15 protein-coding genes are annotated in these 13,947 nt (G+C 40.1%); 12 read left to right on the top strand and 3 right to left on the bottom strand.

All coding sequences use genetic code 11. From position 1 onward, the window contains the following. Both AC19MV_RS20615 and AC19MV_RS20610 read left to right on the top strand, forming a co-directional pair. The coding region (locus AC19MV_RS20615; protein ID WP_498309826.1) for a PoNe immunity protein domain-containing protein at positions 1–203 on the top strand (203 nt) is incomplete at its 5' end. Between the two features lie 190 nt (positions 204–393). Beyond that, positions 394–1,554: a PcfJ domain-containing protein gene (locus AC19MV_RS20610; RefSeq protein ID WP_498309825.1), complete on the top strand. Its 1,161-nt coding sequence runs from the start codon at positions 394–396 to the stop codon at positions 1,552–1,554. A gap of 548 nt (positions 1,555–2,102) precedes the next feature. Here the strand turns inward: AC19MV_RS20610 and AC19MV_RS20605 are convergent. The 3 genes from AC19MV_RS20605 to AC19MV_RS20595 all read right to left on the bottom strand — a co-directional run bounded on the left by AC19MV_RS20605 (position 2,103) and on the right by AC19MV_RS20595 (position 4,695). Next, positions 2,103–3,401, bottom strand: coding sequence for a tyrosine-type recombinase/integrase (locus AC19MV_RS20605; RefSeq protein WP_498309824.1), 1,299 nt, complete (start codon positions 3,399–3,401; stop codon positions 2,103–2,105). Positions 3,402–3,510: 109 nt separating this feature from the next. Continuing rightward, positions 3,511–3,774: a hypothetical protein gene (locus AC19MV_RS20600; RefSeq protein WP_498309823.1), complete on the bottom strand. Its 264-nt coding sequence runs from the start codon at positions 3,772–3,774 to the stop codon at positions 3,511–3,513. 471 nt (positions 3,775–4,245) lie between these two features. Then, on the bottom strand, positions 4,246–4,695 hold the full coding sequence (locus tag AC19MV_RS20595; protein ID WP_498309822.1) for a hypothetical protein: 450 nt from the start codon (positions 4,693–4,695) through the stop codon (positions 4,246–4,248). Positions 4,696–4,964: 269 nt separating this feature from the next. Here AC19MV_RS20595 and ccoN point away from each other — a divergent pair, with 269 nt between their 5' ends. The 10 genes from ccoN (at position 4,965) to uspE (ending at position 13,911) form a co-directional block, all read left to right on the top strand. Beyond that, positions 4,965–6,392 (top strand): cytochrome-c oxidase, cbb3-type subunit I, encoded by a 1,428-nt coding sequence (gene ccoN, locus AC19MV_RS20590; protein WP_498309821.1) that lies wholly within the window; start codon positions 4,965–4,967, stop codon positions 6,390–6,392. Between the two features lie 12 nt (positions 6,393–6,404). Beyond that, on the top strand, positions 6,405–7,031 hold the full coding sequence (gene ccoO / locus AC19MV_RS20585; RefSeq protein WP_498309820.1) for a cytochrome-c oxidase, cbb3-type subunit II: 627 nt from the start codon (positions 6,405–6,407) through the stop codon (positions 7,029–7,031). Positions 7,032–7,040: 9 nt separating this feature from the next. Further along, the gene (locus AC19MV_RS20580) at positions 7,041–7,217 is read left to right on the top strand and encodes a cbb3-type cytochrome oxidase subunit 3 (protein WP_188921498.1); all 177 of its coding nucleotides are present in this window, start codon (positions 7,041–7,043) and stop codon (positions 7,215–7,217) included. A gap of 5 nt (positions 7,218–7,222) precedes the next feature. Continuing rightward, the gene (gene ccoP, locus AC19MV_RS20575; protein ID WP_498309819.1) at positions 7,223–8,191 is read left to right on the top strand and encodes a cytochrome-c oxidase, cbb3-type subunit III; all 969 of its coding nucleotides are present in this window, start codon (positions 7,223–7,225) and stop codon (positions 8,189–8,191) included. A gap of 117 nt (positions 8,192–8,308) precedes the next feature. Further along, the gene (locus AC19MV_RS20570; RefSeq protein WP_498309818.1) at positions 8,309–8,788 is read left to right on the top strand and encodes a FixH family protein; all 480 of its coding nucleotides are present in this window, start codon (positions 8,309–8,311) and stop codon (positions 8,786–8,788) included. A gap of 3 nt (positions 8,789–8,791) precedes the next feature. After that, positions 8,792–11,197, top strand: coding sequence for a heavy metal translocating P-type ATPase (locus AC19MV_RS20565; RefSeq protein ID WP_498309817.1), 2,406 nt, complete (start codon positions 8,792–8,794; stop codon positions 11,195–11,197). Next, complete coding sequence (gene ccoS / locus AC19MV_RS20560) at positions 11,194–11,379, top strand: cbb3-type cytochrome oxidase assembly protein CcoS (protein WP_432400340.1); 186 nt, start codon at positions 11,194–11,196, stop codon at positions 11,377–11,379. The genes AC19MV_RS20565 and ccoS overlap by 4 nt, the downstream gene beginning before the upstream one ends. Positions 11,380–11,384: 5 nt before the next feature. After that, positions 11,385–12,074 carry a sulfite exporter TauE/SafE family protein gene (locus tag AC19MV_RS20555; protein ID WP_498309816.1) on the top strand — a complete coding sequence of 230 codons (690 nt, stop codon included), beginning with the start codon at positions 11,385–11,387 and terminating at the stop codon, positions 12,072–12,074. A gap of 55 nt (positions 12,075–12,129) precedes the next feature. Continuing rightward, entirely contained in the window at positions 12,130–12,882 is a 753-nt protein-coding gene (gene etrA / locus AC19MV_RS20550) for an electron transport transcriptional regulator EtrA (RefSeq protein ID WP_498309815.1), read from the top strand. A gap of 99 nt (positions 12,883–12,981) precedes the next feature. Next, on the top strand, positions 12,982–13,911 hold the full coding sequence (gene uspE, locus AC19MV_RS20545; RefSeq protein WP_432400343.1) for a universal stress protein UspE: 930 nt from the start codon (positions 12,982–12,984) through the stop codon (positions 13,909–13,911). The last annotated feature ends 36 nt before the right edge of the window (positions 13,912–13,947 follow it).

Genomic DNA, 13,947 nt, shown 5'->3' with positions numbered 1-13,947 from the left:
GTCCTGAATTATTAAAAGATTATCTAGAGGTTTGGTATAAGTTAGAGGGAAGTCCTGATTATCACTTGATGAGTACAGATGCTTATATAGGTTATTGGTGCTGGGAGGCTGCATTGGTAACCAAACTATACAATATTGATGACACCATTTATCTTAATCATCATTATTATCCAAAAGACTTAGTGCACTGGAATGGAGAGTAAGTTGATGGCTGTTAGGGATAAACGTCGAAATATTCAATATTTCGAAGAGTTAGTCACTGAATTTGAGAGTGAAATGCAGCTTACACAGAATCTGTTACACCCTCTACCTGTAGTAATTCAATAGTTCCTTAGCATGGTTTATTTAACACTGTGTTTAAAAGTCACATTTTAACATAAAACAGGCAGATACATGGATTTACAACTAACCATACAAACGACTCTCCTGGGTTTTGACTATGATATAGAGCTGCATAGTTGGCATCAAAAACTATGTGCTTATAGAGTATTTAATAACACTGAGCGCAAAGAGTTATTAGAAGGTGGGCTAGGGTTAGGACTTAACTTCATCACTCAGTTTGCATTAGGTGATGAATGGTTGGCGCAAATTCCCGAGCAGTATATTTCAATCACGAATGCTTTTCCTGAGCATCAGTATCAGCTTTTGTGGCTTGCCGCTAATAGTGAACAAGCCGCGCAATTGCTATTAATGCGCCCATTATTATTAGTGCTTATTTGTGAGCAGTATCCAATTGATAACGAAAAGGCATTAGCATTAAGTCAGCTAGGACAACGCGACATTCTGAGTGAGCTCGGATACGACAATTCGAAAGCCATACTCAAATTTATCGACAAGCTAACACTCAAGTTTGATAGAGATATAGAGTTAAAGTTTTTGAAAAAACTGTTAGACAAGAGAATGTGTCGTTACAAAGTCTTTAAACATCATCAGGTAATAAACTATTTGACCATAAGCCTGGATAACCGATACCCATTTTTAACCTGCACAAAATTGGGTCATGCTATAGCAAATGATAAAAGTATCAAAAGAGGGCCGTTACGTGCGTGTTTAGCTGACACCATAGCACTTGGTTTAGCGCTCGGTGTTAATGAGCCTGCGAATAGAATTGGCCAGCTTTCGTCATTTGATGAGCTTGAAAGATTGCACCAACAATGGATTGATCAACGTAATGATATTGAAAGATTGGAACACAGGCCAGTCGATGCTGATGTACCATATACACAATTTATCGCTAGTGAGCCTAACTTTGTCGCAATAGATAATTATGATGCGCTGATTAATGAAGGTATGACTCAAAAACATTGTATTGCTGTTTATCACAATCGAATTGTATCAGGACATTATTGCGCGTTTAAAATGGAACACCCACAAAGAGTAACCATTGGAGTGAAAGTCAATAAACGCGTTGGCATGCTTGAATTGGACCAAATCAAGGGAATACGCAATGCAATCGCAACTAATGAAACCCAAGAGTTAGTCTATGCATGGTTTGAGAGAGTGAAGAAAATCTATAAGCAAGGCTATGATCATCAGGTGGAGTTAAAAGCTTAGTTGTCTAATTCACAAACTCTGGCTTTGGCGATTGCCAAGGATGGGTTAAACAATTTCAACATCACATCACCAGGTAAGCTCGAATTTCGATTGTCTAATAAAGATACTGTCTTAAAGCATGCACAAACACATCAAAAAACATATCACGCGTTTTATTAAAGTCAGGTGGTAAAAACGGGCATAAAAAGCGCTCTGATGTATAGATTTGAACCTAAAAGGTAATAATTCAAAGTTGAATCGAGTTTAAGTTATTGATTAATAATTACTTAAAGTCCCAGTCAAAAGTTGACACAAAAGTCATTTGGTTTGACAAGCCACACACAACAGGTTATCAGCTCATAAACACAAATATTCTATTTAACATAATATACATTGTGCGCATAGTTATGTGTAGGTCACGTATGCGTATATTTGCTGTTATGTTAAATATCGAGATTGTTAGTTATTGTATGGTTCCTGTACGTATAGCGTAATTTATCGCATTAACACGATGTTTAAAATCGTGCTGAGATTGTCTGCTTTAACTTTTTACTACTCATACGTGGCAATTATTTAATTTCAGCAAGATGATTTAAGGGTTTGTTTGCTGCACTTTGATGGCGTTCAGTCTGTGTTGTGTGTAAATACTGTGATGTGGTATCGATACTTTCGTGGCCGGCATCTGCTTGTACATGTGACAATGGACGCTGATTAATATTGATGTCGTGCGTAATACCTGTGTGGCGAATGTTGTGTGCAGTAAGCTTACGCATTAATTGGCTGTCGTGATCGAATCCATCTTTTGTTGCGTTGTCGGCGGCTAGATTGATTAACTTATCGATTTCATCTCGTATGTGTCTTATCCCTAAATTGGCATTGACGCTTCCAGATTCTCGTCCGTGGGCAGCGGCTTTGTGTCTGATAAAGATAGGATGTTGATCGTTAATGTTGGGTAAATCTGTTAAGCCTAAATATTGCCGGTATTGAACAAGGCTTTTAAGTAGTACTTTGGATATGGCGATGTTGCGTGCTTTGCCGCTTTTAGAAAATGGCACGTGAAAATACCAAATGCTTGAATGTGGGTCTTGCCTGAATTGACTCATTATGGGTGCATAACCTGCGCGTGCACTGATTTCAGATATACGTAAATAGCAGCTATATAATAGTGTGATTAAAAATAAACTACGTTGATGTTGCTCTGGCTGCTTGTGGGCTAATTGCTCAGCGGTGCTGACAACATAGGACCATTGTAATTCAGTAAAAGCTTGGTGATTGTTGTCTTCGTCCAGGGTGAATTTACGTTTAATGGCAAAACGGCTGTGCTTGAGCCATAGCTGTGCTGGGTTGCGCTCGGTATATTCTTCACTAATTAAGTAGCCATAAAATGATGATAATATTGCTACTTTTGTCTTTAAAGCATTGTCACTTAATTGATATGGCAGGCATTTACCAAGTTGTTTTTTGCCAATAAATGGCCGCCATTGCACATTGGGAATTCGTTCGCCGCTGGCTTTATCTAGTTTAAATTGCGCCACATTAAAGTAGCCAATTAAGTTGTTTGGTGGTGATTGACAATAATCAATGTATTTGGCGATGTCTTTGCGTGTGACTGCGATTGGTGACAATGAAACGACATCAAAACACCAATGCAAATAAGTCGTCAGCTCGCTGCGGTACGCTTTATAGTTGTTCTCTGACTGTTTTTGTTCAAATAACCAGTCGGCACAATGTTCAATAATGAGACCTGCATCTGCCACTTTATCGATTGAAATGCGGGTTATGTAATGGTTAACGAATGCATTACCTTGCAATACATGATCTGCAGCGTCAAAAAGTGGTAATACTGGCGGTAGCGGCTCTGTTGTCATTACGATAGCTTTAATTTTAGGTTATTGATTATATGTATATTATAGCCAATTATGCTTGATGCCGATAACGTTATTTATCGGCATCAATTGATGTGACTCGCTGATGCACCTAGCTAATAATGGAGGTTTGTAGATTAATGTCTTTGTCGTATATGGTTTGTTCTGTTGACTTGGGCATCTCGGATAATGGGCAATGTTGTTGGCACTGTATTTTTTGACAACCGATACGCTTTTGACAACTCCACAGGCATAATTGCCATAGAGTTTGCTTACTGTCACGGTCTAAACATTGTAAATCGGCTGCGCATAAATGCCCTGCTTTAATCAGTTGCGCTACTTTACTGCTTTCTATCGCTACATTGATTTTGGCCATATCGCCTTCCTCATCGTCACATCATATATTTTATAATACATTGTTGAGAATGATTATCAATTAGATTGTTGCGTGTCATTATCGTTTTGTGAACGTTATCGAGCAATACGCCCTACTTTGTCAGCCATTATTGATAAAGAGATACCTATTAGGGTTTCAATTGCAGCAAACATGGGCGGTAAACCAACCTGGTTGATATCAACGAGGTTATGAGGATTTTTATGAGATAGCTGGCAGCTGATGATTGCTTCATTACCGCCTAGTATGAAATGCAGCCCTCACTCTTTACCGTAGCTTCATATATTATCGGCAGTTTTTATGCTTACCTGCCCTGGTGTTATAAGGATAAGCACTGAACATTTACGTTACCTGTTTTATCCAGTTTGTGCTTGCTCTGTTACTTACACTCTATAGGTGCACTATATACATGCACTTTTAAATGAACTAGTACCTACATTCTTGCTGATACTATTAATTTGGATTATCGGCTAGAAAATCATAAATGAGGGTTCTCTGTTGATTTTGATAATCAAACGTAACGAATGCCCGCCAAACCATATAATTACTGCTGCATGAGCCAAAAATAAGTGTGCCGTGTGCTTCATTGTCTGTTACAGAAGATAATGAAACAGGTATAACACCCATAAACATATCTCTCCCTTCTATTCTCATTGAAATATTAGTGATCGCTTGTGTTGATTTGAGCGTAATATTTAATGGTTTTTCGCTCGGAGTATGCACCGGATCGATCATTAAGCCGACGCTGATATTTGCAACGTTCTTGCTACATTCTCCTGTGGAAAATTGACATAATGTAAGATCTTCTGCAAAAGATGTTTGGTCTGTATTTTTTTTATTGTCACATGCCACTAAAAACATTGAAGAAATTACTAGTGTCGAGATTTTGATTATTTTATACACGAGGATTAACCTTTACTCATTAATTGATAACATTCTCTAATAGACCTTGATCTAGATCAACTTTGATGCATGTTGTGAAGTATCTTTTTTGACTCAGCTCAAGTATCATTACACCGCCTCGTGATAGAGACAATAAACTCGAGGTAACACATTGACAAATAGCTGTAAAAATAGTCAACACTGGCTAGTTTTGTAACCATTTGTCAACTTAACAGGTAAAGCTCGCTTTGCTAAATATTAAAGTATAAGTAATAAGCCGTGGAAGCATTATGATGAACCATTCCCAGTCTACAGGCGCTGATTACAATTACACTATTGTTCGCCAATTCGCATTAACCACAGTTTTGTGGGGAATCTTTGGTATGGCAGTGGGTGTATTTATTGCGGCTCAGTTAATCTGGCCACAACTGAACTTCGACACACCTTGGTTAACGTTTAGTCGTTTACGACCTTTACATACCAATGCGGTGATCTTCGCGTTCGGAACATCAGCCCTTTTCGCTACATCCTACTATGTTGTGCAACGTACTTGTCAAGTCCGTCTATTTGCGCCTAAATTAGCCGCATTTACATTTTGGGGTTGGCAAGCCGTTATTATTGCAGCTGCAATTACACTACCTTTGGGTATTACCCAAAGTAAAGAGTATGCAGAATTAGAGTGGCCTATTGATATCGCGATTGCGGTTATTTGGGTGAGCTATGCAATTGTCTTCTTTGGCACAATCGCTAAACGAACTACGTCACATATTTATGTGGCTAACTGGTTCTTTGGTGCCTTTATTATCACTGTTGCTGTATTGCACATTGTTAACTCAATGGCGATACCTGTAAGTCTATTTAAGTCTTACTCACTGTACTCTGGTGCGGTCGATGCAATGGTTCAGTGGTGGTATGGTCATAATGCGGTAGGCTTCTTACTTACTGCCGGTTTCTTGGGGATGATGTATTACTTCGTACCTAAGCAAGCTGGTCGCCCTGTGTATTCTTACCGTTTGTCGATTGTTCACTTTTGGGCATTGATTGCGTTATACATTTGGGCCGGTCCTCACCATTTACATTACACTGCCCTTCCTGACTGGACTCAGTCTTTAGGTATGGTGATGTCATTAATCCTATTCGCACCTTCTTGGGGCGGTATGATTAACGGTATTATGACCCTGTCTGGTGCTTGGCATAAGCTACGTACAGACCCTGTATTACGTTTCTTAGTTGTTTCATTGTCTTTCTATGGTATGTCTACCTTCGAAGGCCCAATGATGGCAATCAAAACAGTAAACGCATTATCTCATTACACTGACTGGACTATTGGTCACGTTCACTCTGGCGCGCTAGGCTGGGTTGCAATGGTGTCAATTGGTTCGTTATATCACTTAGTTCCTGTGTTGTTTAATCAAGGCCGCATGTATAGCACTTCGCTTGTTAATGTGCATTTCTGGTTAGCGACTATCGGTACAGTGTTGTATATCGTAAGTATGTGGATTTCTGGTGTTATGCAAGGCCTTATGTGGCGTGCAGTAAACTCTGACGGTACGTTAACGTACAGTTTTGTTGAGAGTTTAGAAGCTTCTTATCCATTCTACTTCGTCCGCTTTATCGGTGGTTGTTTCTTCTTAACTGGTATGTTGATTATGGCTTATAACGTTATTCGTACCGTTAAAGCGCCTAAAGATTCACTACCTGCTATTGCAGAAGCTTAAGGAGCAGATTCGATGAAATTTAATCATGAATTAATTGAAAAGAATGTCGGCCTGCTAGCCATTTTCACTGTTATCGCCATTAGTTTTGGTGGTTTGGTGCAAATTACGCCGCTAATTTTTCAAAAAGACACGACTGAAGCGGTTGAAGGTTTGATCCCTTACACTGCGTTACAGATTGAAGGTCGTGACGTTTATGTCCGTGAAGGATGTTATAACTGTCACAGCCAGATGATCCGTCCTTTACGTGCTGAAACTGAACGTTATGGACACTACTCTGTTGCTGGCGAGTCTGTTTGGGACCACCCTTTCCAATGGGGTTCTAAGCGTACAGGTCCTGATCTTGCTCGTGTTGGTGGTCGTTACAGCGATAAATGGCATGAAGTGCATTTAATCAACCCACGTGATGTGGTGCCACAGTCGAACATGCCTGGTTTCCCTTGGTTAGCTGAAAATACGCTAGACGGTGAACTCACTGGTGACAAGATGACTATCTTACGTAACCTGCACAAAGGCGGTTATAAAGGTAATGATCTTTACACTGATGAAGAGATTGCTGGCGCTCAAAAAGCGGTTGAAGGCAAAACTGAACTACAAGCACTAATCGCGTATTTGCAATCTTTGGGTCACGCACTCAAGTAGGAGGCAATAATGGATTACGGTACTTTTCAAGGCATTTTAACCATTATTGTCATGGTGACGTTTGTCGGGATCTTTTACTGGGCATACAGTAAGCACAGCAAGTCGAAATTTGACGAAGCGGCTAACTTAGTATTTTCAGACGACGAACTGGCTAAAATGTCTAAAGACTCAGGAGAGCAGAAGTAATGATTATGAGTAACTTCTGGAGCATTTGGATTTCTGTACTGACGATTGTGGTCATTGTTGGTTGTTTTATTCTGCTTAAGCTAGTGAATAATAATTACACTGGTGTAGAAGAAGGCAAATCAATGGGCCACGAGTTTGATGGCATTGAAGAACTCAATAACCCGCTACCAAAGTGGTGGGCTTATATGTTCTATCTGACTATCGTGTTCGGTGTGATCTATTTAGCTCTATACCCAGGCCTAGGTAACTACAAAGGTCTATTTGGTTGGACAAGTTCTAACCAAAGTATTGGTACTGAAAATGGTATTAAAGCCGATTCAGCAGCAGCACTTGAAGCCGCAAAAGCAGAAAACCGTTTATCACAGTATGACCGCGAAGTGGCCCATGCTGATGAAAAATATGGTCCTATTTTTGCTGCGTACTTAGCAACTCCGTTAGAAGAGTTAGTTAACAATGAAGAAGCATTGAAAGTGGGTGGCCGTTTGTTTTTACAAAACTGCGCTCAATGTCATGGTTCGGATGCGCGTGGCGGTAAAGGCTTCCCTAACCTTACTGATTCAGATTGGTTATACGGTGGCGATTTAGCCACTATTAAAACCACGTTAATGAATGGTCGTAACGGTATGATGCCGCCTAAAGGTGGTTTACCTATCGAAGACAGCGAGATTAAAGGTCTTGCTGAATACGTCATTAAACTGTCTGGTGGTGAACACGACGAAGCATTAGCTGCTCAAGGCCAAGGCTCGTTCATGAAAGGTTGTTTTGCGTGTCATGGTATGGACGCAAAAGGCAACAAGTTCATGGGTGCCCCTAACCTAACGGACAATGTTTGGTTATATGGCGGAAGCCGTGGTGTTATTTCTGAGTCAATCATTAACGGTCGTGCCGGTGTTATGCCTGCATGGAAAGACATTCTCGGTGAAGAGAAAGTTCACGTTATTGCTGCTTATGTTTATAGCTTATCAAACAAATAGTTATCAATAGCTAAATATAAGGCCTCGAGATAATCGAGGCCTTTTTTTTAAGTGATTATTAAGCTGTTACGCGTTAAAATACTGCGGTAAATTTTTACACTATATTTAGGATGTATCATGTCGAATCAACCCCCTTGGTATAAACAATTTTGGCCTTGGTTTTTAATCGTTTTACCAATGTGTGCCGTTATTGCCAGCTTAACTACATTAAAAATTGCGTTAGATAATTCTGACTCTTTGGTTGCTGAAGAATATTACAAAGAAGGCAAAGCCATTAACATGGACTTGCGCAAGATAAAATATGCGCAGCAAATAGGCATGAAGTTTTTAGTTAAAGTCACCGACCAAGAGTTACAAATCACTCAACAAGGTGGTCCTGAATATCGTGCTGCGTTAAATGTCCATTTTTATCACCCAACGATTGAAGCGAACGATTTCAGTTTAAATGCGACTGCTGATGCTAACTATGTTTATCGCATTCCTTTAGATGCTGCAATCAAAGGCCCTTGGGAAGTACGTATTGAAGGTTTTGATGCAAAATGGCGAATTCAACAACGTATCGAAATTAAAGATGACGTTGAATATTGGCTTAATTAATTTATGACCTCTTGTTTCCATTGTAATGAACCCGTTCTCACTGGCGAGCAATTTACCACCATAATCAACGGGCAAGCACAACCTATGTGTTGCCCAGGCTGCCAGGCTGTGTCTCAAGCTATTATTGATGCAGGATTAACGAGCTATTATCAGTTCCGAAGTGAGCCAGGTAACAGCCAAACCGCATTAGTACCAGAGCAGTTAACCCAATACAGCGCGTACGATCTGCCTGAAGTTCAGCAAGACTTTGTTCATAAACAAGGTGAAATCGACTCTACCTCATTATCAATTGATGGCATAACCTGCGCTGCTTGTGCCTGGTTAATTGAACACAAACTCAAGCCAATTAACGGGGTAACCAATGTGCTTGTTAATTCCACCACACAACGGGCGATGGTGAGTTGGGATAATAGCACCATAAAATTAAGTGAAATCTTACAACTTATTAGCCAAATTGGTTATCAAGCTGCACCTTATCAAGTAGACGAACAAGAAAAACAATCCAAAGCTGACAGCCGAAAATTCTTATTACGACTTGGTCTGGCGGGCTTTGCTACCATGCAAGTCATGATGTTTGCCCTCGCCTTGTACACGGGTTACTTTACTGATTTAGAAGTCGAATTTAGAGATTACTTTCGCTGGGTTAGTTTAATTTTTGCCGCACCAGTCGTGTTGTATTCTGCTCAACCCTTTTATTTTAGTGCCCTGCGCAGTCTGTTAAGTGGCAAACTTAACATGGACGTTTCTGTTTCTATTGCCATTGGTGGCGCGTTTATCGCCAGTTGTGTTGCGACAATACAAGGTAATGGTGAGGTTTATTTTGAATCAGTTTCAATGTTTACCTTCTTTTTATTACTCGGACGCTATTTTGAGCAAACAGCCAGACAAAGGGCTTCGGTCAGCTCGAGTAATTTACATAAATTAGTACCGTTAACCGCTCATTTAATTAAAGATGGCCAAACTACAGAAATAGCGGCAAAGCAGTTACGCATTAACGATATTATTTTAGTTAAACCTGGTGAAGTTATTGCTGCCGATGCTGTTGTTGTGTCGGGTAAATCAAGTGTCAATGAAGCCATGCTCACGGGTGAACAAATGCCCATCACTAAACAGTTAAACGATAATGTTTATGCGGGCACCATTAATGTAGAGCAACCCATTCAAGTAAGAGTCAATGCATTAGGTCAAGATCAATTAGTGGCCGAAATTATTCGTCTTCAAGAGATGGCATCAAATAACAAACCCGCTATTGCATTGGTGGCAGACCGATTAGCCCGGTATTTTTCCGCAACTATTTTGTCAATCGCGCTCATCACTTATATTGTGTGGTCGTTTATATCACCTGACGATGCATTCTGGGTCACTTTATCAGTACTTGTGGCTACTTGTCCTTGCGCCCTCGCCTTGGCAACGCCTACCGCTGTTACCTGCGCTACCGCTATTTTTACTCAATTAGGCATCATCACTCGCAAACCTGGTGTGTTTGAAAAATTGACTCAAATAAATCATGTGGTGTTTGATAAAACCGGCACATTAACCTGTGGCCAACTGTCGATTGGTGAAGTTACTGTCGAAAATAATTATTCACAGGCTCAAGTTTTGGCTATTGCCGCTGCCATTGAACAAGGTTCGTTACATCCCATTGCACATGCTTTTAAACCTTATTTTGATAATCGCTACAATCTTACTGAGCTTGAACACCATGTTGGCTTGGGCATTACAGCGACTCTAGACAATCAATCAGTAAAGATCGGTAAACGTGCGTTTGTATTGCCTCATCAGCATCAAAATGTACCGAATTCCAATATCCACACTCAACATTCGCAATTGATTTATTTGTCGATAGACAATCAACTGGTTGCGCAGATTGAAATGCTTGATCAACTGCGAATAGACAGTCAGCAAACGGTTAACCAACTCGCTCAATCTAAAATTGAGTTAAGTATTGCCAGTGGCGACAGCTCCGGCCATGTTGAATATTTAGCGCAAAAGCTTGGGATCACAGATGTACACGCGGGGTTATCACCTCAAGGTAAGCTGCAATTCATTAATCAATTACAACAAACTAAAAAAGTAGCCATGTTTGGTGATGGAATAAATGATGCCCCTGTTTTAGCGGGTGCAAATTTGTCGGTGGCCATGGGGAGTGGCAGTGCGATTGCTAAAAACAGTGCGGATCTCATTTTACTCGGAGATCACTTGTCACGGTTTAACGATGCGATTAATGTAGCTAAACAAGCCCAGCGTATCATCCATCAAAATTTATTATGGGCATTTGCTTATAACGTTATTATTTTACCATTGGCTGTGACTGGACATGTCGCGCCTTATGTTGCGGCAATTGGTATGTCTGTTAGTTCACTGATTGTGGTGAGTAACAGTTTACGGCTTCTTAGGATAAAACTATGAGTATCATCTACGTACTAATCCCCATTGCAATGTTGTTTGTAATGATTGCCGTAGCCATTTTCTTTTGGGCGGTAAAGTCAGAACAGTTTGATGATTTAGACAGGCAAAGTGTGTCGATATTATTTGACGATGAAGCCAAAAAACCACAGCAAGCTGATGATTTAGCCAATAAACCAGAGTAAACAGCGTGATTGAATATAATGTAGGTGGCGCGTTTATTGTTGGCTTAATGGGCGCAGCTCACTGTTTTGGTATGTGCGGTGGTTTAATTGGCGCATTTTCTGCCAATATACCCAACAACGGCCAAAGCAGATTAGCCAACCAGTTACGGTTTTTATTAAGCTATAACTTGGGACGCATCAGCAGTTATACCCTCGCAGGGGCTTTAGTGGGTGGTAGCGCATCGGCATTAGGGCAATTATTTAATGCCGATATCTATTTGTTGTTCCTACGAATTTTTGCCGGCGTTATGATGATATTCACGGGTTTATACATCGCGCAGATTTGGTTTGGTATTGTACATATTGAGAAAGTAGGCAAGGTTTTATGGCGCTATTTACAGCCATTAACCCGGAAACTATTACCCATTAAATATCCACATCAGGCATTACTTGCTGGAATGGTTTGGGGTTGGCTACCGTGTGGATTAGTTTATAGCACACTCACGTGGTCAGTTGCTTCGGGCAGTGCGCTGCAAGGTGCATTGATTATGTTAGCGTTTGGTCTTGGGACATTACCGGCTTTATTTGCAGCAGGAATGGCAGCAAAAACCTTAGCGCAATGGGTACAAAAGCGTGCAGTGAGATTACTGAGCGGTTTGTTATTGGTGTTGTTTGGTTTACAAACACTCTACATTGCTTTTAATCAGCTAAACTAGTTAGTAACATTAATTTGGTTTAATATAGTAAAGTTTATACAAACTGAGAATGGGTATGACTTCAGAACTAATCAAAGCTCGTCGACCGTCAACTAGCGGATGCGCAATTCATTGCCATGACTGCAGTATGGAAGCCTTATGCATCCCTTTTACTCTCAATAATGATGAATTAGATAAACTCGATAACATTATTGAACGTAAAAAGCCTATTCAAAAGGGTGACCTTATTTTTAAGTCTGGAGATGGACTCAAATCTCTTTATGCTATTCGCTCAGGCACCATTAAAAGTTACACCATAACCGAACAAGGCGATGAACAAATTACCGGTTTTCATCTTGCGGGTGATGTGATTGGTTTTGATGGTATACATGCGCAGCAACATCAAAGTTTTGCGCAAGCATTAGAAACCTCAATGGTGTGTGAAATCCCTTACGATACCCTCGATACCCTAGCCGGCACCATGCCAAAACTCAGACAACAAATAATGCGTTTAATGAGCAGTGAAATTATGACTGACCAAGAAATGATTTTATTACTGTCGAAGAAAAATGCCGAAGAACGCTTAGCCGCGTTTATTAATAATTTATCTAAGCGTTTTGGTAACCGTGGGTTTTCATCAAAAGAATTTAGATTAACCATGACTCGCGGTGATATCGGCAATTATTTAGGGCTCACGGTTGAAACCATTAGTCGTTTATTGGGTCGATTCCAAAAGGCTGGGTTAATTGAAGTCAATGGTAAATACATCAGTATTGTAGACCATGATGAACTGGCCAAATTAGCCGGCAACTCACGCATCGCAACTTAAAGCTAATTAGTATGATCTACCTCAAAGTTTATTCATTAGTAAACGGTAATACTATAAGCAGTTAATATAAAAACAAAATTCAACAGCTTTGGAGGTTTTATGAAGGATTATAAAAAGATTTTAGTGGTGATTAACCCTACAACTGATCATCAACCAGCATTAGCTCGAGCAGTAGAGCTTGCGAGTAAAAGTAATGCTGTCATCACTGCATTTTTATCTATCTTTGATTTCTCATACGAAATGACCTCTATTTTGTCTAGCCAAGAACGTGAAGCAATGCGCCAAGGCGTTATTGACCAACGTGTTGCGTGGTTAGAAAATGCAATTAGTGGGTATAGCAGTAAAAAATTGACCATTAATACTGAAGTGGTTTGGCATAACCGCCCTTTTGAAAGTGTGATTAATTATGCGATGAAAGGGGCTTATGACCTTATCGTAAAAAGTACCCATCAACACGATAAACTCAAAGCGGTGATTTTTACTCCAACCGATTGGCATTTAATGCGTAAGTCACCTGTTCCTGTGTTGATGGTTAAAGAACACGATTGGCCAGTGCAAGGTAAAATTGTTTGTGCTGTTAATGTTGTGTCGGAAGATGATGATCATCAAACTCTTAATGGTAAAATCATTAATCACGCCCTCGATTTAGCGAAAAAGTTCTCTGCCAGTGTTCACCTTGTGAACGGCTACCCAGGTACACCCGTTAATTTAGCCATTGAATTACCAGACTTTGATGCCAACATTTATAACAATACGGTGAGAATGCAACACGAACAACGTGTGCAATATCTTGCGCAAGCTTATAACATTCCGCTTGAAAATTGTCATGTTGAGGAAGGATTACCAGAAGATGTTATTCCTGAACTTGCCGCTAAATTAGATGCTGAACTAGTGGTGTTAGGGACTGTCGGTCGCACAGGGTTTTCAGCTGCATTAATTGGTAATACTGCTGAACATGTTATTGATAGTATTAATTGTGACTTATTAGCGATTAAACCTGACGGATATAAATCACCTTTAGAAGATTAGTCGATTAAGAGTAAGCGAAAACCTTTACCCTGCCCT

Source organism: Shewanella sp. MF05913 (assembly GCF_059758095.1).
This window is presented reverse-complemented; position numbering and strand designations above follow the sequence as displayed.

Coding starts and splice junctions, on each gene's coding strand:
- AC19MV_RS20610 (WP_498309825.1), top strand. CDS start 394: ATGGATTTACAACTAACCATACAAACGACTCTCCTGGGTTTTGACTAT.
- AC19MV_RS20605 (WP_498309824.1), bottom strand. CDS start 3,401: ATGACAACAGAGCCGCTACCGCCAGTATTACCACTTTTTGACGCTGCA.
- AC19MV_RS20600 (WP_498309823.1), bottom strand. CDS start 3,774: ATGGCCAAAATCAATGTAGCGATAGAAAGCAGTAAAGTAGCGCAACTG.
- ccoN (WP_498309821.1), top strand. CDS start 4,965: ATGATGAACCATTCCCAGTCTACAGGCGCTGATTACAATTACACTATT.
- ccoO (WP_498309820.1), top strand. CDS start 6,405: ATGAAATTTAATCATGAATTAATTGAAAAGAATGTCGGCCTGCTAGCC.
- AC19MV_RS20580 (WP_188921498.1), top strand. CDS start 7,041: ATGGATTACGGTACTTTTCAAGGCATTTTAACCATTATTGTCATGGTG.
- ccoP (WP_498309819.1), top strand. CDS start 7,223: ATGAGTAACTTCTGGAGCATTTGGATTTCTGTACTGACGATTGTGGTC.
- AC19MV_RS20570 (WP_498309818.1), top strand. CDS start 8,309: ATGTCGAATCAACCCCCTTGGTATAAACAATTTTGGCCTTGGTTTTTA.
- AC19MV_RS20565 (WP_498309817.1), top strand. CDS start 8,792: ATGACCTCTTGTTTCCATTGTAATGAACCCGTTCTCACTGGCGAGCAA.
- ccoS (WP_432400340.1), top strand. CDS start 11,194: ATGAGTATCATCTACGTACTAATCCCCATTGCAATGTTGTTTGTAATG.
- etrA (WP_498309815.1), top strand. CDS start 12,130: ATGACTTCAGAACTAATCAAAGCTCGTCGACCGTCAACTAGCGGATGC.
- uspE (WP_432400343.1), top strand. CDS start 12,982: ATGAAGGATTATAAAAAGATTTTAGTGGTGATTAACCCTACAACTGAT.